The sequence below is a fragment of the Myxococcus stipitatus DSM 14675 genome (genome assembly GCF_000331735.1).
In the GTDB taxonomy this organism is placed as follows: domain Bacteria; phylum Myxococcota; class Myxococcia; order Myxococcales; family Myxococcaceae; genus Myxococcus; species Myxococcus stipitatus.
Genome location: NC_020126.1, coordinates 6,354,768 through 6,378,766, shown reverse-complemented (window position 1 = coordinate 6,378,766; position 23,999 = coordinate 6,354,768). Strand labels below are relative to the sequence as shown.

The following is a 23,999-nucleotide window of genomic DNA, read 5'->3' as shown; positions in this document are numbered from 1 at the left end:
CCCGCGTCGACGTCCAGGAAAGAGGCACGACGAATGAGCACCCGCGTGGAAACGCACGACCCCAGTGCGCGCCTGGCTCGCGCCCTGGTGGCGCTGGAGAAGATGCAGGCGAGGCTGGAGGCCAGTGAGCGCGAGAAGCGAGAGCCCATCGCCATCATCGGCATGGCCTGTCGCATGCCCGGAGGCGCGCACAGCCCGGAGGCACTCTGGCAGTTGTTGCGCGATGGCCGCGACGCCATCGTCGAAGTGCCACCGGACCGCTGGCCCATCGACGACTACTTCGACCCGGACCCGAGCGCGGACGGAAAGATGTACACGCGCTGGGGGGGCTTCCTGAAAGGGGTTCGCCTCGACGAGCTCGATGCCCGGTTCTTCGGCATCGCTCCGAGGGAAGCCGCGAGCATGGACCCTCAGCAGCGGCTGATGCTGGAGGTGACGTGGGAGGCGCTCGCCAACGCGGGGCAGGCGCGCATCGCGAACAGCCTCACCGGCGTGTTCGTCGGGGTGATGCTCAACGACTACTCCCTGCTCCAGGCGCGCGAGGCGGACCCGGCGTCGATGGATGCCTATCTGGCCTTCGGCAGCGACCCGAGCTTCATGGCGGGGAGGCTCTCGTACATCCTGGGGGCACAAGGTCCGAGCATGGCGGTGAACACCGCGTGCTCCTCGTCGCTCGTGACCGTGCAGTTGGCGTGTCAGAGCCTGCGTGCGCGCGAGAGCAACATGGCCATCGCGGGCGGCGTGAGCGTGATGCTGGCGCCGGATGGCCACATCGTCTCGTCGCGGCTGCGCTCCCAGTCGCCCACCGGGCGCTGCAAGACGTTCGACGCCTCCGCGGACGGCTACGTTCGCGGCGAGGGATGTGGCGTCGTGGTGCTCAAGCGGCTCTCGGATGCATGGGCTGACGGGGACCCGGTCCTGGCTCTCATCCGAGGCGGCGCCGTCAACCACGATGGCCCCAGCGGAGGGCTCACGGTTCCCAGTGGTCCCGCGCAAGAGGACGTGATTCGCAGGGCCCTGGCCAGCGCGGGAGTGGAGCCCGCGCAGGTGAGCTACATCGAAGCCCACGGCACGGGGACACCGCTCGGAGACCCGATAGAGGTCCGCGCGCTCCAGAAGATCTTCGCGCCCGGTCGCGAGCGCACCCATCCCCTCTGTCTGGGCTCCATCAAGACGAACCTCGGGCACCTGGAAGCGGCGGCGGGCATCGCGGGACTGATGAAGGTGGTGCTGATGCTCCAGCACCGGGAGATTCCTCCGCACCTCCACCTGCGGGAGCGCACGCGCGCCATCCCGTGGGACGAGCTGCCCCTGGCGATTCCCACCGAGGTGCGTCCATGGGAGGTGGCCTCGAGGAGCCGGCTGGCGGGGATCAGCTCCTTCGGGCTCAGCGGCATCAACGCGCATCTCGTCGTCGAGGAAGCGCCAGGGAGGGAGGTCCGGGCTTCACCGTCTCCGGAGGCCCCGGAGCGTCCCGCGCACCTGCTGCCGCTGTCCGCGCGCGACGAGAAGGCACTCCGCACGCTCGCGGAGACCTACCAATCCTGGTTGAAGAACGCGTCGGTGCCGCTGGAAGACCTCTGCTTTTCGGCGAGCGCACGGAAAGGCCACTACGAGCAGCGACTGTCGGTGGTGGGGCGCACGCGAGAAGAGCTGGCGGACCACCTGGGGGCGTTCCTCAAGGAGGAGCCACGTCCGGCGATAGCGCGTCGCGAAGCCTCCGGGCGCAGGCCGAAGGTGGTGTTCGTCTTCTCGGGGCAGGGCTCGCAGTGGCCCGGCATGGCGCGGGAGTTGATGAGCGTCGCGCCCGTCTTCCGCGCCACGTTGGAGGCGTGTGACCAGGCGATGCGCGCCCACGTCGACGGCTCGCTCGTGTCCGTGCTCTCGGGGGAGGGAGACGGGGCGCTGCTGGAGGACATCGGCTTCATCCAGCCGGTGTTGTTCGCCATCTCGGTGGCGCTCGCGGCGCAGTGGCGTGCGTGGGGAATCGAGCCCGACGCGGTCGTGGGGCACAGCATGGGCGAGGTGGCCGCGGCCCATGTCGCGGGAGTGTTGAGCCTGGAGGACGCGACGCGGGTCATCTGCCGGCGCAGCGCGCTGTTGCGGCGGGTCCGCGGCAGTGGGGGCATGGCGCTCGTGGAGGTCCCCTTGGCGCAGGCTCGACAGGCCCTCGAGGGATTCGAGGACCGTCTCTCCATCGCCGCGAGCAATGGGCCGACGTCCACGGTGCTGGCCGGGGCGCCGGAGGCCCTTCAGCAGGTCATGGCGCGGCTTCAGGCACGCAATGTCTTCTGTCGGGCCATCAAGGTCGACGTCGCCTCGCACTCACCACAGGTGGAGCCCTTGTTGCCCGACCTGATGGACGTGCTCGCCGGGCTCCAGCCGAAGGCCGCCCGCCTTCCGGTCTACTCCACCGTGACGGGAGGGCTGACGGATGGGATGGACTGGGACGCGGCCTACTGGCGGCGCAACCTGCGCGAGCCGGTGCTGTTCGCGCCCGTCATCCAGCAGCTCCTGAAGAACAACGCGAGTGTCTTCCTGGAGCTCAGTCCCCATCCCATCCTGGCGCAGAGCCTGGAGCGGCTTCAGCGGGACTCGGGTGTGGACGGCCTCGTGTTGCCGTCGCTGCGGCGAGAGGAAGGGGAGATGGAGGTCCTCCTCCAATCGCTGGGCGCGTTGCACACGGCGGGGCACCCCATCGACTGGCGAGCGCTCTTCCCCCGAGGAGGACGGTGTGTGCCGCTGCCCGCCTATCCGTGGCAGCGCTCGCGCTACTGGAAGGAGCGGGGGACCGACGGCTCGCGTGTGATGCGCCCCGTGCCGCCGCGACCCGAGGCCGTGGAGCGGACGGCACACGCGAATGGAACACCCTCGCGTTTCTATGACGACTCCGCGGAGGGCGCGCGGGTGCTCGCGCTGGACGAGGTCTACCTGACGTTCGGCATCCAGCGACAGCGGGTGCCTGGGTTCTCCTGGCTCAAGAGTGTCTATGGGCTCGCGGAGCAACCGGAGCACGCCGCGCTGCTGCTGGAAGGCCAGCGGGGGCTGCGGTCGGTGTTGTTCCGGGGCGTGCGCTGGTCCTCGGTGAGCAAGGTGCTCGACTTCGGCTGTGGCTATGCCTCGGACCTCATCTCGCTGGCCCGGAAGCACCCGCACCTGGAGCTGGATGGCTACACCATCTCCGCGGAGCAGGCATCCTTGGACACCGAGCGAGTCCGGGCGCGGAGCCTTCAAGGTCGGGTCCGGGTCTTCGCGCGGGACAGCGCGAAGGAGGCGTTTCCGGACCGCTACGACGTGGCCTTCGGCTTCGAGGTCGCCACGCACATCGCCGACAAGGGGGCGCTGTTCGCGAACCTCTCGCGGGCGCTCCACAATGGTGGGTTCCTGCTCATGGCGGACTTCATCGCCAACGGGGCCTCGGCCATCAACGTCGAGGAGACCGCGTCGTACAACGTCAACGCGGAGGAATGGGCGGAGCTCCTGGCCCGTCACCAGTTCCGTCTGGTGGAGAGTGTCGACATCAGCCGTGAGGCGGCGAACTTCCTCGATGACCCGGGGTTCGACCAACACCTGGAGCTCGTGGCCCGGCACTTCCAGCTGAGCGACCTGGTGAAGCGGAACTTCGATGCCATGCGCAACTTCGGCAAGGCGCTCGAGAAGGGGCTGATGAGCTATGCCCTGCTGGTCGCGCAGAAGGACACGTATGCGGGTGGTTCGTACCTGGCGCGGGTGAATCGCGCGAAGCTCGGCGCGCTGACGCCCCTGACGGTCTTCGAGGATGGGGGCGCATGGGCGGCGCCACCGGAGGACGCGGAGGCGTCGGTCGCGCGTGAGTGGCTCTACGAGCTGACCTGGCCCGAACAGGCCCGGCGCGACGTGGCGACGAAGGCCGCGAAGGAAGGAAGCTGGCTGCTCCTCTGCGACTGCAAGGGCGTCGGAGAGGCACTGGCCACGAGGCTGCGCGCACGCGGTGAACGCTGCCTGCTGCTTCATGCGCCACCCGCCCCGGAGAGGACGGAGACGGGCCGCGCGGATGTCCGTCCGGACGCCCCCGCGGACTGGCAGCGAGTCCTCGACGCATGGGTCGCGGAGAACCGGGGCGCCGTTCGAGGCGTGGTGCACCTGTGGAGCCTGGATCTGCCGGACGCTCTGGCTCCCGAGGCGTCGGCGACAAGCGAAGCGCTGAAGCTCGGCTGCGGGAGTGTGCTGACGCTGACGCAGCGCCTGGGCGACGCCGCGCGAGTATGGCTGGTGACCCAAGGCGCGCAGGCGGTCGCGGAGGGGGACCGGGTGTCCGTCGCGCAGGCGCCGCTCTGGGGCGCGGGTCGAGTCCTCGCACTGGAGCACCCCGAGCGTTGGGGCGGGATGGTGGACGTGTCACCCGCGCCGGCTGAAGCAGAGCTGGATGCGCTGTGCGACGAGCTGTGCACCTCGGATGGCGAGGACCAGCTCGTGCTTCGTGGGCACAAGCGCCATGTGGCGCGGCTGATGCGGCGCGAGCCTCCGCCCGCGCGTGACTCCGCCTGGCGCGGCGACGGCGTGTACCTCATCACCGGTGGACTCGGCGGCCTCGGTCTCAGGACGGCCAGCTGGCTCGTCGCACGAGGTGTCCGGCACCTCGTCCTGGCGGGGCGCACCGAGCTGCCCGAGCCGGGAACCTGGGACGCGCTCCCTGAGAACAACCCTCATGCCGCCGCGCTCCAAGCGCTCCGAGGACTCCAGGCCCAAGGCACGTCCGTGCGGTACGTGCGCTGTGACATGGGGGAGCCCGACCAGGTTCGTGCGCTCATCGCCGAGTGCCGGAGGGGCCCTGTTCCCCTCGTGGGCATCCTCCACGCGGCTGGAACCGCCGAGCCCCGCGCGTGGATGGAGACGGACGCGCGGGTCCTCACCTCCGTGTTCCAACCCAAGGCGCTGGGTGCGTGGCTGTTGCACGAGCTGACCCAGGACCTGCCGCTGCATTGCTTCGTGCTGTTCTCCTCCGCGGCGTCCGTGTGGGGCTCGCAAGGCATGGCGGCCTATGCGTCGGCGAACCACTTCCTGGACGCGCTGGCCCACCATCGAAAGGCGCGAGGACTCCCCGCAACGAGCGTCAACTGGGGCCGCTGGAGCGAGGGGGGAATGGCGGGCTCGGAGGAGGCTCGGCGCTTCTTCTCGCAGGTGGGGTTGGACGTGGTGCCCACGTCCGCGGCGCTCTCGATGCTGGGGCGCCTGGTGGACGCGGGAATCACCCAGCGCACCGTGGCGGCGGTGGACTGGGCTCGGTTCAAGCCGCTTCACGAGGCGCGGCGGCGGCGTCCGTTGCTCGAACACCTGGCGGTGGAGGGGACGGCGGCGCGCGCGAGCGTGGACCGGCCCGAGCTGTTGGTGTGGTTGGAAGAGGCGCCCTCGGGTCGCCGCCACGCGGTGCTTCAGGACTACGTCCGGCGCGAGGCGGCGCGGGTGCTGGGGGCGGAGCCCGCGACGCTGGAGCCTCGGCGAGGCTTCTTCCAGATGGGGATGAACTCGCTGATGTCCGTGGAGCTGAAGAACCAGCTCGAGCGGAACCTGCGACACAAGCTCCCGTCGACGCTGGCGTTCGAGCATCCCTCGGTCGCGGAGCTGTCCGAGTACCTGTCGAGGGAAGTGCCCGCGCTCGCGGCGCTCATGGCCTCGTTGCCGGAGCCGGACGCCCTGTCGAAGGACGAACGCATTCTCGAACTGTTGAGCGAGGCGGACCGGATGTCGGAGTCCGCGCTGGACTCGCTGGTCCAATCACTGCCGGGAGGGGGCACACATGAGTGAGGTACTGGAGAAGCTGGTGCGAGGGCTCTCGCCCGAGAAGCGCGTGAGCCTTGCCAGGATGTTGCTGCGCTCGGTGGGAGAGGCTGTCCCGGCGAAGACGGCGGAGCCCATCGCCGTCATCGGCATGGGGTGCCGGTTCCCGGGCGGCGCGAACGACCCCGACTCCTTCTGGAAGCTCCTGCGCGACGGCGTGGACACCGTCCAGGAGGTGCCGCGAGGACGCTGGGATGTCGATGCGCACTACGACGCCGACCCTTCGGCACCCGGGAAGATGTACACGCGCCACGGGGCCTTCCTGGAAGGGATAGACCTCTTCGACCCGTACTTCTTCGGCATCCCTCCTCGCGCGGCGGCGAACCTGGACCCGCAGCATCGTCTGCTCCTGGAGGTGACCTGGGAGGCGCTGGAGAACGCGGGGCTCTCGCCGAAGAGCCTCGCGGGGAGCAAGACGGGTGTGTTCATCGGTGGCGCCACGGGCGACTACACGAAGCTCCTCCAGGACAACGGACCCGAGCGCATCGACGTGTCCTATCTCACGGGCAGCCTGCTCACGTTCGCGACGGGCAGGCTCTCTCACCTGCTCGACTTGCAGGGGCCGAACCTGGGCGTGGATACGGCCTGCTCCTCGTCGCTCGTCGCCGTGCATCTGGCGTGTCAGAGCTTGCGCTCGGGGGAGAGCACGCTCGCGCTGGTGGGCGGAGTGAACCTCATCCTCGTGCCGGAGGGGATGGTCACCACCTGCAAGTCCCGCATGCTCGCGGTGGATGGGCGCTGCAAGTCCTTCGATGCCGCCGCGGATGGATACGGACGCGGCGAGGGCTGCGGCATGGTGGTGCTCAAGCCGCTCTCACGCGCGATGGAAGACGGAGACAACATCCTCGCCGTCATCCGGGGCACGGCGGTGAATCAAGGGGGGCACAGCAGTGACCTGACGGTGCCCAACGGGCTCGCGCAGCAGGCGGTGATTCGAGGCGCGCTCGCGGACGCGGGGCTCGAGCCCTCCCAGGTGGACTTCATCGAAGCGCATGGCACGGGCACGTCGCTGGGAGACCCCATCGAGATGCGCGCGCTGGGTGCGGTGTTCGAGCCGAAGAAGGCGCGAGGTGAAGTGCTCCGAGTGGGCTCGGTGAAGACGAACATCGGGCACCTCGAGTACGCGGCGGGCATCGCGGGCCTCATCAAGCTCGTGTTGTCCTTGCAGCACCGGGAGCTGCCGCCGCACCTGCACTTCAAGCGAGGCAATCCCTACATCCCCTGGGACGAGCTGCCCGTGGAGGTGCCGACCCGACGCACCCCGTGGGATGCGAGAGAGAGAAAGCGCGTGGGAGGCGTGAGCTCGTTTGGCGCCAGCGGGACGAACGTGCACGTGGTGCTGGAAGAGGCGCCGGAGGTGTCGAGGAAGGAAGAGCAGGAGGAGCGGCGGGCACACGTGCTGGCGCTGTCAGCGAGGAGCGAGAAGGCGCTGAGGGAGCTGGCGGGGAGGTACGCGAGGAGCGCGGAGGGGGCGGTGGGGGACGTGTGCTTCACGGCGAACGAGGGGAGGGGGAGGTACGGGCAGAGGGTGGCGGTGGTGGGGAGGACGCTGGAGGAGTTGAAGGAGGAGCTGGGGAGGTACGAGAGGGAAGGGGTGGTGGAGAAGGGAGCGGTGGGGCAGGCGAAGAAGGTGGGAGGGGAAGAGGTGGTGATGCTCTTCACGGGGCAGGGGGTGCAGGCGGAAGGGATGGGGAGGGAGCTGTACGAGACGGAGGAGACGTTTCGGGAAGAGATGAGGAAGTGCGACGAGGTGATGAGGAGGGAGACGGGGGAGTCGTTGCTGGAGGTGCTGTACGGGGGGAAGGGGAAGGAGCTGGAGAAGAGCCGGGTGTCCCAGGGGGCGTTGTTCGCGGTGGAGTGGAGCCTGGCGCAGGTGTGGAAGAAGTGGGGGGTGAAGCCAGCGGCGGTGATGGGGCACAGCCTGGGTGAGTACGTGGCGGCGAGTGTGGCGGGAGTTTTTGGGTGGGAGGAGGGGCTGAAGCTGGTGATGGAGAGGAGGGAGGTTGATGGAGGGAGTGGAGGAAGGGGGGGAGGAGTGGTGGCGGTGAGTGTGCGGGGAGGAGGAGGTGAGGAGGGAAGGGGGAGGAGGGTTGATGGAGCGGCGGTGAACGGGCCCGAGGAGGTGGTGCTGTCGGGGAGGGAGGAGGAGGTGGAGGAGGTGGTGGAGAGGTTGAGGGGGAAGGGGAAGGAGAGTCGGAGGCTGAAGACGACGCATGCGTTTCATTCGTCGTTGATGGAGCCGATGAGGGAGGAATTCGAGAGGGTGGCGGGAAGGGTGAGGATGGAGAGGGGAGAGGTGGAGTGGGTGTCGAATGTGAGCGGGAGGGAGGTGAGGGGGGACGAGGCGAGGGAGGGGAGGTACTGGGGGAGGCAGCTGAGGGAGCCGGTGAGGTGGTGGGAGGGATTGAGGGGGCTGTATGAGAAGGGCTACCGGGTCTTCGTGGAGGTGGGGCCGAAGGCGACGCTGACGGGGCTGGGGAAGAGGTACCTGGGGGAAGCGGAGTGGGTGGGGAGCCTGAAGCCGGGGAGGAGTGACAGGGAGGAGCTGCTGGGGAGTGCGGCGAGGCTGTATGTGAAAGGGGTGGAGGTGAAGTGGGGGGAGCTGGAGGGAGGACGGGAGAGGCGGCGAGTGCCATTGCCCACGTATCCCTTTCAACGCGAGCGCTTCTGGGTCGACTCGCTCATTCCCAACACGGATGTCCTGGTGTCGTTCTACCGGTCCGTCGCGCAGCTCGCGGAAGGCAATGTCTCGGGTGAGTCTCCCTCGCTGCGCTTCGCGACGTTCCGCGAGCCCGTGCCGGGCTTCTCGTGGGTTGCGATGTACCGTCCCGCGGCGGACCCGGAGAAGGCGGCGATGTTCCGGACGTTCTACGAGCTGGCGCTCGAGTCGAATCAGGAGATGGCCAGGACGCTCTACCGGGGCCTCGACTTCTCGTCGTTCAAGCGCGTGCTCGACATCGGGTGTGGCCATGCCGCCGACCTCATCGACCTGGCGAGGGCGCACTCCCACCTGGAGCTGCACGGCTGCAACATCTCGCCGGACCAGATTGAAGCGGGGCGCCAGCGCATCCGCGCGCTGGGCTTGGACGGCCGAATCTCGCTGCACTACCAGGACAGCTCGCGAGACCCCTTCCCCGCGACCTACGACCTGGCCATCGCGTTCCAGGTCATCCACCACATCCGCAACAAGGCGGACCTGTTCGCGAACCTGAGTCGGAGCCTCCGCCAGGGCGGCTTCCTGGTCATGGCCGAGACCGTCTCGAACATGACCACCACCATCGAGCACCCCGAGTCCACGACCCAGTTCGTGCCTCAGGCCGAGTGGGCGGAGTTGCTCGCGCGCAACCACCTCCGTGTCGTGGAGGCCGTGGAGGCCAGCCAGGAGATCGCCCACTTCCTCCATGACCCCGAGTTCGAGCGGAACTTCGCGGACGTGGCTCGCGGGACGGACGAGGTCACCCAGAAGCACCTCCACGGCATCCACATGCTGGGTGAGCTGCTCCGGCGTCGACTCGCGGCCTATCTCCTGCTCACGGTGACGAAGGACGAGTCGCTGGAGGTCGACGCGATCCGCCGCATCAACCTGGAGCGCCTGGGCGAACGAGTCGCCTACGGCAAGACCTGCGACGCCGTCGAGGCGGGCACGTACGTCCTGCCTCCTGTTCCCGATGCGGCGACGCTCCAGGCCGCCTCGTTGACGGCGAGCACCTTCTCCAAGGACCTGCTCAGCGCGGAGCCCGCTCAGCGAGGCCCGCTCCTGGACAGCTATCTGCGTGAGCTGGTCGCGAGCCTCCTGAAGATGCCGGTGGTGCGCCTGGACTCGGAGCAGCCGCTCAACACGCTGGGCCTGGACTCGCTGCTGTCGCTGGAGCTGAAGCACAAGATTCACGCGGAGACCGGCGTGAACATGCAGCTCGATGAGCTGTTGCAGGGGGCGAGTGTCGCGCACCTCTCGCAGCGGCTCGCCGAGCAGCTCAACGGCGGAGCGAGGACACAGGGGGCGAGCCCGGACTGGGAAGAAGGCGAACTGTGATTGCCGGCGAGCTCGTCGCGGAGCTGTCCCGGCAGGGCATCACGCTGTGGGTCGAAGGCGAGCGGCTGAAGTACCGCGCGCCGAAGGGAGCCCTGTCTCCCGAGGCCCTGTCGCTGCTGTCCACGCACAAGGACGCGCTGGTGAACCACCTCCGCCAGGACGCGGCGGATGGCGAGTCCATCCACCCGCTCTCGCATGGACAACAGGCGCTCTGGTTCGTCGCGCAGCTGGCTCCGGACAGCATCGCCTACAACACGGCGCTGTCGCTTCGCATCGTCACCGAGGTGGACGTCCCGGCCCTGCGTCGCGCCTGCCAACGACTGGTGGAGCGGCACGGCGTGTTGCGGACGACCTTCGGCACGCGGCGGGGACAGCCCGTCCAGAAGGTGCGGCGGCGGGACTCCCTCTGCTTCGAGCACGTCCTCGCGACGGACGAGGAGCCCGAGGCCCTGCGCGCCCGCGTCACCCGCGCCTACGAGGCGCCGTTCGACCTGGAGCAGGGGCCGTTGATGCGAGTGCACCTGTTCTCCCGAACCGCTCGGGAGCACGTGCTGCTCATCGCCATCCACCACATCGTCTACGACGGCTGGTCGCTGCTCATCCTGGGCGAGGAGCTGCTGCGGCACCTCTATCCAGCGGAGAAGGCAGGTGTCCCCGCCGCGCTCCCCGCTCCTCGGGCGACGTACACGGACTACGTCCGCTGGCAGTCGGAGATGCTCGCGGGTGCCACCGGGCAACGCCTGTGGGACTACTGGTCGAAGCAGCTCGCGGGGGCGCCGTCGTCGCTGGACCTGCCATTCGCGAAGCCGAGGCCCTCGGTGCAGACCTACGCGGGGGCGTCCGTGCCCGTGCTGCTGCGGGGGACGCTCCCTCGACAGCTGCGGGCCATCTGTGAGCAGGAGGGCGTCACGCTCTACACGCTGCTCCTCGCCGCGTACCTGGTGCTTCTGCATCGGTACTCGGGACAGGAGGACCTCCTCGTGGGGTCTCCCTCGCTCGGGAGGACCCAGCCCGAGTTCGCGAAGGTGGTCGGCAACTTCATGAACATGGTGGTCCTGCGGGGCGACCTCTCGGGGGACCCTGTCTTCCGAGACCTCCTCCGGCAGCTCCGACAGACCGTCGTCGGTGCGCTCGCGCACCAGGACTTCCCATTCCACCTGCTCGTGGAGAAGTTGAACCCGGAACGCCACGCGGACCGTTCGCCCCTCTTCCAGGCTGTCTTCATGCTCCAGCCGACCCCCAAGGGAGACATCTACCAGGGAGCCGCGGCCGGAGGGCTGGTGCTTCGCCCGTTCGACCTCCCCCAGCAGCAAGGACAGTTCGACCTGTCCCTGGAGTTGTCCGAGACAGAGGACTCGCTGGGCGGCGTGCTGAAGTTCCGCACGGACCTGTTCGACGAGGCCCAAGCCCTGCGCATGGTGGGGCACCTCACGACGCTGTTGGAAGCCATCGTCGAGTCTCGTGACCAGCGCGTGTCGGACCTCCCGCTGTTGACGTCGGAGGAGCGCCGCGAGGTGCTCGAGACCTGGAACGACACCTCGACGGAAGGTCCCGTGCGAGAGGTCTGCATCCATGGGCTGTTCGAGGAGCAGGTCCAGCGCACGCCGGACACGGTCGCGTTGATTTCAGGCCGCGAGCGCTTGAGCTACCGCGAGCTGGACCTCCAGGCGAACCGGCTGGCGCATCGACTGCGGGCGCTGGGCGTGGGGCCGGAGGTCCGCGTGGGACTCTGTGTCTCGCGAGGGGCCGGCATGGTGGTGGGCATGCTGGGCATCCTGAAGGCGGGGGGCGCCTACGTGCCCATGGACCCGACCTATCCCGCGGAGCGGCTCGCGTACATGCTCACGGACTCGCGAGCACCGGTGGTGGTGTCCGAGTCGCGGCTGCGCGTGTTGCCGGAGGACGCGCGAGTGAAGGTCGTGTGGCTGGACGCCGAGGAGCCCGCGGCCGAGGAACCGCCGTCGAGCGGTGTGGGCGCGGAGAACGTGGCGTACACGCTCTACACCTCGGGGTCCACGGGGCGCCCGAAGGCGGTTCTGGTCTGTCATCGCAACATCGAGCGCTTCTTCGCGGCGATGGATGACGCGCTGGAGGGGACGTCGCCCGGTGTCTGGCTGGCGACGACGAGCATGTCGTTCGACATCTCGGTGCTGGAGCTCCTGTACTCGCTGACCCGAGGCTTTCAGGTGGTGCTCCGCGGTGAGCAAGGCGTCGGCCGCAAGCCCGTGTCGCGCGAGGGTTCGCGCAAGCCGCTCGAGTTCAGCCTGTTCTACTTCGCGAGCGACGAGCGGGAGCACGCGAGGGACAAGTACCGGCTCCTGTTGGAGGGTGCGCGCTTCGCCGACGCGCACGGCTTCACGGCGGTCTGGACACCCGAGCGGCACTTCCATGCCTTCGGAGGGCTGTACCCGAATCCCTCCGTCGTCAGCGCGGCGCTGGCGGCGACGACGCGGAACATCCGGCTCCGGGCGGGGAGCATCGTGCTTCCCTTGCACAACCCCATCCGCGTCGCCGAGGAGTGGGCCGTCGTCGACAACCTGTCGGGGGGACGCGTGGACCTCTCGTTCGCGTCGGGGTGGCACCCCAACGACTTCGTCCTCGCGCCCGAACGCTTCGCCGATGCGCGGAGCCAGTTCTTCGAGCAGGTCGCCCTCGTCCGGAAGCTGTGGAAGGGCGACGCCGTGTCCTTCCGGAATGGCCAGGGGCAGGACGTTCGGGTCCAATCACAGCCACGTCCCATCCAGCCCGAGGTCCCCGTGTGGGTGACGGCGGCGGGCAACCCGGAGACCTTCCGCGCGGCCGGAGAGGCGGGGGCCAGCGTGCTCACGCACCTGCTGGGACAGAACCTCCCCGAGCTGTCGAAGAAGCTCCAGCTCTACCGAGCGGCTTGGAAGTCCGCCGGACATGGCCCCGGTCGAGGCCACGTCACGCTCATGCTCCACACCTTCATGGGCGAGGACGTCGAGGCCGTTCGCCAGAAAGTGGATGCGCCGCTGCGGCAGTACCTGAAGAGCTCGCTGGGGCTGCTGCGCTCGGTCATCGGGCCACTGCCTCACGGCGAAGCGTTGGAGTCCCTGAGCGAAGAGGACGTCGACCTGCTGCTGTCGAGGGCCGTGGACCGGTACTTCCACCAGATGGGCCTGTTTGGCGATGTGGAGTCCTGCCTGCCCTTGTTGGAGAAGCTGCGTGAGCTCGGCGTGGACGAGGTCGCCTGTCTCATCGACTTCGGCGTGGATGTGGAGTCGACGCTCGCGGGGCTGCACACGCTCGCTGCACTGAAGGAGCGGTGCCAGCCGAGCGAGGCCCCCGAGGATGACATCCCCACGCTCATCGCCCGGCACGGCGTCACCCACTTCCAATGCACGCCGTCGATGCTGCGGATGCTGCTGCTGGAGCCCGAAGGCGCGGAGTCCCTGCGTCCACTCGAGAAGCTGCTCGTTGGAGGAGAGCCGTTTCCCGTGGCGCTGGCGCGGCAGGTCCTCGAGCACGTCGAGGGGGACGTCCTCAACATGTATGGGCCCACGGAGACGACCATCTGGTCTTCGTTCGATGGGGTTCGCGATGGCGACGTAGGAGTCACCATCGGCCGGCCCATCGCGGACACGCGGATGTACGTGCTGGACCCGCGGCTGAGGCCCGTCCCGCTGGGTGTCCCGGGTGAAGTCTTCATCGGCGGGGAAGGCGTGGCGCGAGGCTACCTGCACCGTCCGGAGCTGACGGCGGAGCGCTTCATGCCCGACCCTTGGGGGACGAGGCCGGGCGATCGCATGTACCGGACCGGAGACCTGGCGCGGCACGCCGCCGATGGACGCATCGAGTTCCTGGGGCGACTCGATACCCAGGTGAAGGTGCGTGGAGTGCGCATCGAGCTGGGAGAGATTGAAGCGGCGCTGCGGAGGCACCCGGATGTTCCGCAGGCGGTGGTGGTGGCTCGCCCGGATGCAGCGGGTGAGGTGTCGCTGATTGCCTACGTGGTGACGAACGTCTCACCGTCGGAGCTGTCGAGGCGACTGCGCGAGCAACTCCCGGCGTCGATGATTCCCGCCCACTTCGTCCAGCTCGAGGCGTTGCCCATGACGCCCAACCAGAAGCTGGACGTGCGTGCGCTCCCGCTTCCCGACGCCCCCGCGCGCGAGGTCTCCGCGGCCTACGTCGCGCCTCGTGATGCACTGGAACTGGAGCTCGTGTCGCTGTGGGAGGAGCTGTTCGACCTGCGCCCCATCGGGGTCACCAGCGGCTTCTTCGCGCTGGGAGGTCACTCCTTGCTCGCGGTCCGCCTGATGTCCCGGCTGCGCGCGAGGTTCGGCCGTCCGCTCCCCGTGTCGCTCCTGTTCCAGGCGGACACCATCCAGGACCTGGCGGACCTGCTGCGCCGACAGGAGGGCGGTGCGCGTGTCCGCGAGCCCCTCGTGCGAATCCAGGAGACGGGAGACAAGCCTCCGCTCTTCTTCGTGCATCCGACGGGCGGAGACGTCCTGTGCTACGCGCCGCTGTCTCGGCAGCTGGGGCCTCGGCAGCCGTTCTTCGCGCTGCAGGCGTTGATGGACTCGGACTCCTGCTCCGTCGAGGAGATGGCGGCGCGCTACCTGGAGGAGGTGCGCCGGGTGCGTCCGAGCGGTCCATACCGGCTGGGCGGCTGGTCCACGGGTGGGATTGTCGCGCAAGCGATGGCGCGGCAGCTGGAGGCGACTGGCGAACACGTGGAGCTGCTCGTGCTGTTGGAGACCTGGTCACCGGAGCTCTACCAGCGGGCGCAGGAGCCTGGCGCGCTGATGGCATGGTTCGCCACGGACCTGCTCGGAGGAACAGCGGCGGCGCGGCTGGACCCCGCGCGGCTGGAGTCGCTCGATGAGGGGGGCCGGCTTCGTTATCTGGTGGAGCATGCGAAGGCGCTCGGAGCCTTGCCGGGGGTCGAGCTGCCGGAGCTGGAGCAGCGCTTCCGTGTCTTCGAGCGGAACGCGCGGGCGTTGGCACGGTATCGACCGGAGCCCTACGCCGGCAGGGTGCTCTTCCTTCAAGCCGAGCAGTTGATCGCGAACAGGGAGGAGCCGATGCCAGCCCCCGCGGAGAGCTGGGGTGAACGTTTGTCACAAGCGCGGATGCAGCGGGTCCCCGGCAATCACTACACGATGCTGCAGGCACCTTACGTTCGTGAGGTCGCGGACCGGATGGCCGTTGTTCTGGAGGAGCTCGGTGCGCCCGTCGCGGCGCGTTGAGGCGAGGTGTTTGGAATGGGTATTCACATCGCGAGATTCAAGGCGGGCGGCGAGGTCCGGTGGGGGTGGGTTCGAGCGGGGCAGGTGGTCCCCATCCCCGGGAAATACGTATCCCTGGCTGAGTTCCTGGAGAGTGGTCAGGAGCGCGCCTGGGCCATGTCGACGGGAGGCGGCGGGAAGGGGCAGCCCCTGAGCGAAGTCGAGGTGCTCAGCCCGGTGACATCTCCCTGCAATGTGGTGTGTCAGGGGCAGAACTACCGCAGCCACATGTTGGAAGTGGGACAGGACCCGGACACGAAGGACTTCAACCAGTTCTTCCGCAAGGCGTCCTCGTCCCTCACGTCGAGCAGGGGCGACATCGTCCGACCTCAGCGGGTGCGGATGCTCGACTACGAAATCGAGCTGGGGCTCGTCATCGGCCGAGGTCTCCATCAGCCCATGCAGGTGACGCGAGAGCGGCTGCACGAAGTCGTCGCGGGCCTGGTGATGGCCAATGACGTCTCCGCCAGGGACCTTCAGCTCCTCGAAGGCCAGTGGCACAAGGCCAAGAGCTTCCGGACGTTCTGCCCGGTGGGCCCCTTCCTCTACCTGCTCTCACCCGAGGACCGGGGCCGGCTGATGGACTTGCGGCTGTCCTTATCCGTCAACGGCGAGCTCCGTCAGAGCGCGAGCACGGCGGAGATGATCTACCCGCCGGAGGAGACGCTCTCGGAGCTCTCCGAGGTCATGGACTTGTACCCTGGAGACCTCGTGCTGACGGGGACTCCGAGCGGTGTCGCCGCGGGACGGACGGTGTCCCGGCTGGCGCGGAGCGTGGGGAGCTTCATGCGCCTCTTCTTGTCGGACAGGACGCTGGCGAAGCTCATCCTGAAGTCGAGCAACCCGGCCGCCTATCTGAAAGAGGGCGATGTCATCCGAGCCTCCATCACCAGTCCCGACGGTGTCATCCACCTGGGGATGCAGGAGAACCGCATTGTCGCGCAGGAGGCGATGGCGGTGGTGGAGGACACAGCGCCTGCGATTCGAGTGGGGGGCATATGAACAAGGACAAGCGAGAAGCCGATAGGACCGCGCTGGGCGTGGCGATGTGGCGAGCCCTGGGGGCGCGTGAAGAAGACGCCAGCGTCCGCAACCCCGACTTCATGGCGGAGGACTTCCTGGACCCGGTCTCACGCGCGCTGCTCTCGGTGGCGCCTGTGCGGGCGTGGTTCAAGAACCACTTCGGGCGCAAGCTGCCGGGGGCGTATGGCTTCGCCACGGCGCGCACGCTGCATCTGGATGCGCTGTTCCAGCAGGCGCTCGATGATGGGGCGCGGCAGGTGGTGCTGCTCGGCGCGGGCTATGACAGCCGGGCGTACCGGTTCCGCGAGCGGCTGGAGGGCGTCCGCGTCTTCGAGCTGGACCTGCCGTCGACGCAGCGACGCAAGAAGGAGCGCCTGGATGCGCTGTTGGGGGCGGTGCCGGACTGGGTCAACTACGTGCCCATCAACTTCGATGTCCACCGGCTGGAGGATGTCCTGCCCGCGTGGGGCTTCGACTCCTCGCTGCGGACGTTCTTCCTCTGGGAGGGCGTGAGCATGTACCTGACGGAGCAGAGCGTCAGCCGGACGCTGGGCTTCGTGGTGCGCCACACGCCGCGCGGGAGCAGCATTGCCTTCGACTACGTGGCCCTGGGGGCCCTGCGAGGGGACGTCCGCTACCCTGATTCCAGACAGTGGGGGCGGCAGCTGGCGTCGATGGGACATCCCATGACGTTCGGCATCGAGGAGGATGACTCGGACGCGTACCTGCGCCAGCAGGGGCTGGAGGTGATTTCGCGAATCGGCTCCGCGGACATGGAGCGCGAGTACCTGACGAAGAGCAACGGCGAGCTGCTCTGCCACACGTCGAACATCCTGAACATCGTCCACGCGCGCGTCGCGTAGTCGGCTCCATCGTCCATGGACTCGCTTCGTGTCGCCGCGTTGCAGCTCCGCTCGGAGAACGGGCGCGTGCGGCACAACCTGGAGCATGCGCGGCCGTTCATCCGGCAGGCGGTGGCGCAGGGGGCGCGACTGGTGCTGCTCCCGGAGTTCTCCGTCACGGGGTACGTGCGGAGCCCCGAGCTCTGGCAGTGGGCGGAGACCTTGGAGGGGCCCACTGTCCGCTTCCTGAGACAGGAGGCGGACCTGGGGAAGGTGTTCCTGGGGGCCTCCCTCCTGGAGGTGGAGGGAGAGGACTTCTTCAACACCTTCGTCTTGATTTCGCCCGGAGGGAAGGTGGACCGGGTGCGCAAGCGTCGGGCGCCTTCGTATGAAGCGTATGGGTTCCGGGGCAGTGTGGACGACCCGTGTGTGATTGATTGCGCGCTGGGGCGCATCAGCGTGGGGATCTGCGCGGACAATCATTTCAACGACCTGGCGAGGTGCATCGAGGACTCGCGGGCCCAGCTCCATCTCATGCCGCACTGTTACGGGGTGGGGAAGGAGAACCCCTGGAGCTTTCCGCGAGCGCTCATCGAGGCATCCTGTCGGCAGATGGAGTCGCTGCCGGTCCGCTATGCCCGGCACTTCGGCGTGCCGGTGGTGCTCGCGAATCAGTGTGGGCCATGGGAGGGCCCGCTCCCGGGGCTGATGGGGAGGATGGTGAAGACGGACCGGTTCCTGGGTCGCTCGTCCATCGTGTCGTCGCGGGGAGCGCGGCTGTGCGCGCTGGGGGAGGAAGAGGAGGGCGTCATCGTGGACACGGTGGAGCTGCGGTCCTCGGACTACGAAGGGGAGGAGCGGCGCATCACCCGCGCACAGGGGGACTGGGGCTGGTCGTCGCTCGGGGAGCCCGCGTTCGCGACGGCGTCCTTCGCGTTCAAGATTGGCGCGATGGAGTGGCTGGGGCGGCGAGCCTACGAGCGGAGCGTGGAGCGCAGGCGGTGGGCGCGGCGTATCCAGGAGGAGCAGGGGCAGCTCGAGGCCCCGCTGGACGAGCGCGGAGCACGTCGAGAGATGCCGTAGCGCGGGGCCCTCGGGACACGCCCTGCGTCCCGAGGGCTTGCGAGAGGGGTCAGCGGACTTCGAGCTCGTAGAGCCGCGTGGCGGGGTCACCGTTCTGGGTGGGGGTCGACACGTCGAGGCGGATGTAGCGAGCCGACACCGGGGTGATGGGGTGGGTCGACACGTTGCTGGTGTTGTTCGTCACGGTGACGGGCGTGCTCCAGGTGGTGCCGTTGCTGGAGACCTGGAGGGTGAAGGCCCGGGTGTTCCAGTTCGCGGATTCGCCTCCGGCGGCGGCGTGGCGGAGCGTGAAGCTGCTGACCGTCTGCGCGGAGCCCAGGTCGATCTGCATCCACGCGGGTGAGACGAGCGAGCAGAACTTGTCGGTGTTGCCGCCGGAGACACTTCCGTTGACGGCCTTGGCGGAAGCCTCGTTGCTGTTGCACGGGGTCGAGCTGGTGGTGGGCTTGTTGAGCGCGAGGTTGATGTTGCCCGCGCCGACCGAGACAGTCTGCGTCCTGGTGTGGCTCGCGCCGCCGTTGTCGGTGACGGTCAGGGAGACGTTGTAGTTGCCGGCGCTCGCGTAGGTGCGCGAGGGGTGGGTCGCGGTGGAGGTGGTGCCGTCGCCGAAGTTCCAGCTGCGCGAGGTGATGGTGCCGTCGGAGTCGGTGGAGGAGTCGGTGAAGGTCGCGGTGAGGCTGCTGACGGTGAAGCTGAAGTTCGCGACGGGCGGGGTGTTGCCGCTGACGGCGGTGTTGATGGCGGCGGCGTACTGCGCGGACGTGCCCTGGGCGGAGCACTTCTGGATGTCGTCGTAGAGCCACATGAAGCCGCCCCGGATGCCCGCGGTGGTCTTCCAGTTGGCCATCCGGGACTGGACGGTGGCGGGGCTGTCGCCCGAGGTGCAGTTGGTGCCGTTCTTGGACCAGAGGCCCGGGTCGACGGTCATCCCCATCGCGGTGTTCCAGCTCGCGGGGTTGTTGCCGGCGCCACCCGCGTAGACCTGGAGGTAGATGGCGTCGACGGCGCTGCCGAGGTTGTTCCGGAGGTTCCGCCAGAACGTCTGCTGGGTGTAGGGCGCGAAGGTGATCTTGTAGCCCTGGCCGATGAGCATCTGGCTGAAGGTGGTGGTCGGAGTCAGGTCGTAGGCGCTCTCGTCATCGAAGTTCACCGCGTCGGCGCCAGTGGCGTTCTTCAGGGCGAGGAAGTTCCGGTAGAGGATGCTGTTGGTCCCGGTGCCACAGACGATGGTGGAGCCACAGCCGGCGGCAGTGCCGTTGACCAGGCGGGCCATGCGCTCGAAGTCGGGGACGCTCCAGGCGCCGATGGAGACCTCGATGCGGCGGACGGAGGTGGGCGCGGTCTTGAGCGTGGCGAGGCGGGTCGGCCATCCGGGGTCACCCATGTAGGCGCCATTCTTGACGACGGGGATGTCGTTGTAGACGAGGTCGCCGTTGTCCTCGATGTGGAAGCTCCAGAGGATGACGGTGGTGAACCCCGAGGCGCGGAGGTCATCCATCACGGCGGTGCCGCCGGAATAGAACGGGCCGCCGCCATAGATGGCCGAGGCCGCGAGCGCGGTCGGTGTGGCGAGCGTGAGGGCGAGCGCGGCGAGGACTGACAACAGACGGGAGGGGAGGGGGGCAGCGGACGGCTTCGAGAGAGGCATTGGAACGCTCCACGGCGCGATGAACCTGGATCGCCAAACAGTGGCGACGGGGCGACACTGGGAATGGCGGATCCACCGTGTCAATTTTCCGCGCGGGTCGGTTCAGGCGGAAACGTTCAATCGCAGACGTCTGGGTGTGTATCAATTCCTCGCGGCCCGACGTCACATCCCGAGGGGACGCATCAGCTCGGCTGGGACTGGGAAGACGGCTTCCTTTGGCAGGAGTCGCGCGGCCTGGTCCGCGCGTCCTTCGTCCAGGTGCTTGCGCACCTTCTGCACGAGCGGTGTCAGGTCGGTGATGGAGACAATCCAGTCATCCACGAAGCGCTGGATGATGGCTCGGCCCAGGCCGACCTGGATGCTGTCATGAGGCAGTCCGGCGCCTCGCAGCGTGCGCTCGGGGTCCCACTGCACATGGACGGGGGCGGCCTCGAACGCCTTGCGCCAGGCCTCTGGGGAGGCATGGGCCTTGGGCTCGAAGCTGGTGAGCACCGCGGCGCCGAGTGCTTCCACCCAGCCCGAGCGCCGGATTCGCACCGCGAGCGTCCGCTCCTGGCCGCTCTTGCGCCCCCAGTTGGAGCGATGCATCAGCCAGAGGAAGCTGGGTTTGATCCACGTCATCCGTCCCGTCGAGAAGGGCGGGCCGAACGTCTGCTCCTTCACGGCCACGTCGGCGATGGCATCCGGATAGGCCTGATACATCACGATGGAGGTCCGGTCGAAGTCAGCGCGGACTTCTCGGGTGGGGCTCACGGTGCTGGGGGCCTCGAGGGGGCGGTGCTGCGGCCAGTCGTCACGGGGCGCACACTACCACGCGAGGGTGATGGGTCGGGCGGTCAGTGGACGGTTCGGAGAGGGGGCTGTGGAAGAGGCCGCAGTCCCCTGCGACGTGGGGCCCATGCCGGGTCGTGGAGAACTTTGAGAGGGTGCCCCGTGTTTCGCTTGGGGCGAGGCATTTCGTCACACTGATGAGGCTGACTTGAAGCGTTCAGATTCTCGCGGCTCGATCCTCGTAGCATTCGCGGTCTCTTCCATGCTGGTGCTCCCGCTGGCCGCGCAGGCGGGGTCGTGGCCCGCGGGCAAGAAAGCAGAGTACGTGGGACAGTGCATGCAGGTGGCCGCGATCCAGGGTGTGGACGCGAAGAAGGCCGACCAGAAGTGCAAGTGTGGCGCGGATGCCATCGAGAAGGGCTTCACGACGGCGGAGATCGAGGTGCTCAGCGGGAAGGAGACCGCCGACCCGAAGTTGATGCAGCGTGCGATGACTGTGATTCAGACGAAGTGCGGGCTGCAGGGCAAATGAGACACCCCGGAAGGGCTCGTGGAGTCGCTTCATGCGAGACCCCGAGCCCTTGCCGGTATGCCGGTGGGCCTACTCGAAGGCCGTGAAGGCGAAGGTCGCCTGGAGGTCGACGTCCGCGCCCTTGCTGGTGAAGCTCGGGGCCGCCGCGCCGCGCAGGACGACGTTGAACTTGCCAGCGAGGAACAGCGTGTAGTCGTCGGTCGACATGGCCTTCGAGTCGAAGGTGACGGTGAAGGGCACGGGGCCGCTGCCGGTGGGGTTCTCGACATGACCCACGATGTGGGTGTTGTTGGACTCCTCCGTGCGGAAGAGGATTTCGACGCGTCCCGAGAAGACCTCGGCGAGTGAGGTCGCGCCCACGCTCCCCGCGCCCAGGGTGAGGGTCAGGTTCGTCAGCTCGACGCGCCCGGGAGACTTGCCGTCGAGCTCCTTGCGGGCGTTGTCGACGAAGACCTTGAAGGGATTTCCGGACTCGGTCGAGATGCCCTTCTGGGACATCACGGTGGCGTTGACCGTGTCGGACGACTTGGCCTTGAGGTTGATGCCGACGGGAGCGGAGTAGGAGACCGCGTCGTCGCCGCAGCCGATGAGGGTCTGGACGGCGAGGAGTACGAAGAGGAAATTTCGCCTGTTCATGGGGATTCTTCCGGGAGAACGGGGAGCGCACCTGGCGCCCCCTGTGGCATGGGCCTGTGCACATGGAGACCCTTGGGACGGGAGGTTGGCCACAAGGGGGCTTCTAGAGAGGAAGTTGCGCGACGGCATGCGCCACCGAGCGCCACATGGCTCCATCGAGCACGTGGGCAGTGCTCTGGTTGAGTCCGGTAGTCCGTACATCAGTGAGTTCTCATCGGAGCGACGGAGCCACACGGACTCGAGCGAGAGATTCGCATCGAGTTGCACATGGCGCACCGAGAGGCGACGTGGTGATCACATCTCTCGTGATGGGGGCATTTGTCATGCGGGGTGGGGATGTGTGAGGCTCGAAACCTGTCTCGGAGCGCGAGCTTTTCGCTGAGCCAGAAATTCTATCCGTCAGGTGAAGTCCCAGTTCGCTCATTTTGTGTGACTTTGATTCTGGCGTGCTGGAGCTTGACTTCTGGATTTGGATGCATTGGCCTTTATCCAGATTATGCCTGTGAATGGCGGAGGAACCATGAAGCTCGAAGGTCGTATGCGATGCGTGTTCTGGTCTTTTGCGGTCGTTGTGATGATGGTTGTTCTGGGGGCACCCAATAACGCAATGGGGCAATACACGACCGAGCTTGTGAGGTCGGCAAGTACGCCCCGTCGCTTCGATGTGAATTCGAATCGGCTTGTCGCGGGGGCGGGAGGTATTCACCATGTCCTGGTTGTCGACCAGACTTTGCGGCATTTCTACTCACAGAATACCGGCGGGGGGTGGGTGCAGAGCAGCTCGGTGGTGCCGCTGAGGGCGGAGTCGCCGACGCTTGCTGTTGATGATGATGGGAATGTCGGGCTTGCGTTCATTTCGCCAGGCAGTTTTCCTGGACGAGGGAATCTGTATTTCTCCTATTGGGACCGTTGGTTGTCATCATGGTCCACACCGGTGGCAATCGACACGAGTGGAGTCGCTTCATCTCCCTCGATTGCTGGATTTGGATCCAAGATGCATGTTGTGTGGAGTGTCGGGTTCGAGGTTCGGTATGCATCCGTTGTGACAACGGCCCCCGTTGCTCCAAGTCAGGTTGAGTATGTCATGATGGGGACTGTGTGTGGTGGGGCGGAGTTCAGACTTCCGTCCATTGCGGTTGTCGGCTCCACTCAGAGTCCAACGCGGCCGGTGATTCAGGTGGCTCTGGGGTTTCAGGCCGGAAGCGGGTGTGGGGCTGGTGGGATGGCGGGCGTGTATGTCGTTGAACGGCCTGATCGGGGGACGGTTTTCTCGTGGACGGGCTTCCCCGGGGACGGCGGAATTGTCTTGTACAGGGAGCTGCAAGGCGCAGGGGCACAAGTGGGCGGTGTTTCACTCACTGCCAATGGCGTCCGAAAGTATTTCCTGCTCGCCTACTCGTTCGGGCGCGATGTGCCAGGCGGGTGGGTCTCGAAGCTTTTTCGGATTTTCGAGTCGGATTCCGGATTGGCGGCCAATGAGCGGACCCTGTCTGACATGAATGGGGTCAACCTGAAGCGTGTCTATGATGTTGCGGTGTCCGGCGATGATGCGGATTCGTATGTTCTTGGCTGGTATGAGCCTAGTGACACGGGGCTTGATAGGATTGTCTTCTTTTTCAGGTATAGATGGCCGACTGGAGGGTGGCCGCGTGTTGTGAAGACTTTCTATGTGATGGGGCCGACCCAGGCTGGGGAGATGGGAGTTGCCGATGTTGTGAACTTTGTTGGATTTGATCCGGTCGAAGGAATGCATCGGCGGTTGTATGGCATCGTGGCCAGACTGTGCGCGGTGGGAGGGAGTGAGGTTTGTGTTGAGTCTGTTTATGATCAAGGTGCGCAGCCGCCGCTCTGATGTCCTCGTGGCCTGATGTCGCGACGGAGGATGGCGGCCCAAGGTCTTGCACGGTGTCCGATGGGCCATGTGACCTGCCTCTGACGCCATGCGGGCAGTGTCGGCGTGACGCTGTAAGATTCCGCCGACCTGTCTATTCCCCATCGACTTGTCAGACGCGAATGCCAGGATGCCCCCGTTTGCCTTCTCTTGAAGGACGGCAGGGGGTGAGGAATGCGTGCTGGCCTTTGGATGCTTTGCGTTGCCCTCTTTGCCACGGGCTGCGCTGGGGTTGACGCGTCTGCTCGCCGAACCACCTTCCAGCAACGAGGCGCGTTGCCTGGAGAGGATGGGGCGGACGCCCGAGCGGACGTGGAGAGCGATTCGCAAGGGGAGGATGGTCCTTCAGCCAGGCCCCTGCGGTACCGTCATCCGGAGTTGAGGGAATCGACTCGCGTACGGCCCGCGCGAAGGCCGCGCAGCGATGCGTTCGATGCGTTGCTTCGGGATGCGGGGTTGGAGGAGCAG

The 23,999-nt window shown here is 67.3% G+C and carries 11 protein-coding genes; 8 read left to right on the top strand and 3 right to left on the bottom strand.

The window, feature by feature from the left end; genetic code table 11:
* Window positions 1-33: 33 nt before the first annotated feature.
* Genes MYSTI_RS24630 through MYSTI_RS24605 form a run of 6 tightly spaced genes read left to right on the top strand, consistent with a single transcriptional unit; the run spans window position 34 to window position 18,053 of the window.
* Window positions 34-5,784 (top strand): type I polyketide synthase, encoded by a 5,751-nt coding sequence (locus MYSTI_RS24630; RefSeq protein WP_015350514.1) that lies wholly within the window; start codon window positions 34-36, stop codon window positions 5,782-5,784.
* Entirely contained in the window at window positions 5,777-9,850 is a 4,074-nt protein-coding gene (locus tag MYSTI_RS24625; RefSeq protein ID WP_015350513.1) for a type I polyketide synthase, read from the top strand. The genes MYSTI_RS24630 and MYSTI_RS24625 overlap by 8 nt, the downstream gene beginning before the upstream one ends.
* Window positions 9,847-15,066, top strand: a complete 5,220-nt coding sequence (locus MYSTI_RS24620; protein WP_015350512.1) for a MupA/Atu3671 family FMN-dependent luciferase-like monooxygenase — start codon at window positions 9,847-9,849, stop codon at window positions 15,064-15,066. The genes MYSTI_RS24625 and MYSTI_RS24620 overlap by 4 nt, the downstream gene beginning before the upstream one ends.
* A gap of 15 nt (window positions 15,067-15,081) precedes the next feature.
* Window positions 15,082-16,107, top strand: coding sequence for a fumarylacetoacetate hydrolase family protein (locus MYSTI_RS24615; RefSeq protein ID WP_015350511.1), 1,026 nt, complete (start codon window positions 15,082-15,084; stop codon window positions 16,105-16,107).
* Window positions 16,104-16,991: an SAM-dependent methyltransferase gene (locus tag MYSTI_RS40955; protein WP_015350510.1), complete on the top strand. Its 888-nt coding sequence runs from the start codon at window positions 16,104-16,106 to the stop codon at window positions 16,989-16,991. The genes MYSTI_RS24615 and MYSTI_RS40955 overlap by 4 nt, the downstream gene beginning before the upstream one ends.
* A gap of 15 nt (window positions 16,992-17,006) precedes the next feature.
* The gene (locus MYSTI_RS24605) at window positions 17,007-18,053 is read left to right on the top strand and encodes a carbon-nitrogen hydrolase family protein (RefSeq protein WP_015350509.1); all 1,047 of its coding nucleotides are present in this window, start codon (window positions 17,007-17,009) and stop codon (window positions 18,051-18,053) included.
* Window positions 18,054-18,102: 49 nt separating this feature from the next.
* On the opposite strand, the gene MYSTI_RS24600 is transcribed toward MYSTI_RS24605, so the two are convergent.
* Together MYSTI_RS24600 and MYSTI_RS24595 are read right to left on the bottom strand one after the other, a co-directional pair.
* Entirely contained in the window at window positions 18,103-19,701 is a 1,599-nt protein-coding gene (locus MYSTI_RS24600; RefSeq protein ID WP_015350508.1) for a PKD domain-containing protein, read from the bottom strand.
* Window positions 19,702-19,863: 162 nt separating this feature from the next.
* Window positions 19,864-20,454: a DUF4291 domain-containing protein gene (locus MYSTI_RS24595; protein WP_015350507.1), complete on the bottom strand. Its 591-nt coding sequence runs from the start codon at window positions 20,452-20,454 to the stop codon at window positions 19,864-19,866.
* Between the two features lie 226 nt (window positions 20,455-20,680).
* On the opposite strand from MYSTI_RS24595, the gene MYSTI_RS24590 reads away from it, so the two are divergent.
* Window positions 20,681-21,004, top strand: coding sequence for a hypothetical protein (locus MYSTI_RS24590; protein WP_015350506.1), 324 nt, complete (start codon window positions 20,681-20,683; stop codon window positions 21,002-21,004).
* 69 nt (window positions 21,005-21,073) lie between these two features.
* Here MYSTI_RS24590 and MYSTI_RS24585 read toward each other — a convergent pair whose 3' ends face one another.
* Window positions 21,074-21,640, bottom strand: a complete 567-nt coding sequence (locus MYSTI_RS24585) for a hypothetical protein (protein ID WP_015350505.1) — start codon at window positions 21,638-21,640, stop codon at window positions 21,074-21,076.
* Between the two features lie 520 nt (window positions 21,641-22,160).
* On the opposite strand from MYSTI_RS24585, the gene MYSTI_RS43265 reads away from it, so the two are divergent.
* Window positions 22,161-23,492, top strand: coding sequence for a hypothetical protein (locus MYSTI_RS43265; RefSeq protein WP_015350504.1), 1,332 nt, complete (start codon window positions 22,161-22,163; stop codon window positions 23,490-23,492).
* The last annotated feature ends 507 nt before the right edge of the window (window positions 23,493-23,999 follow it).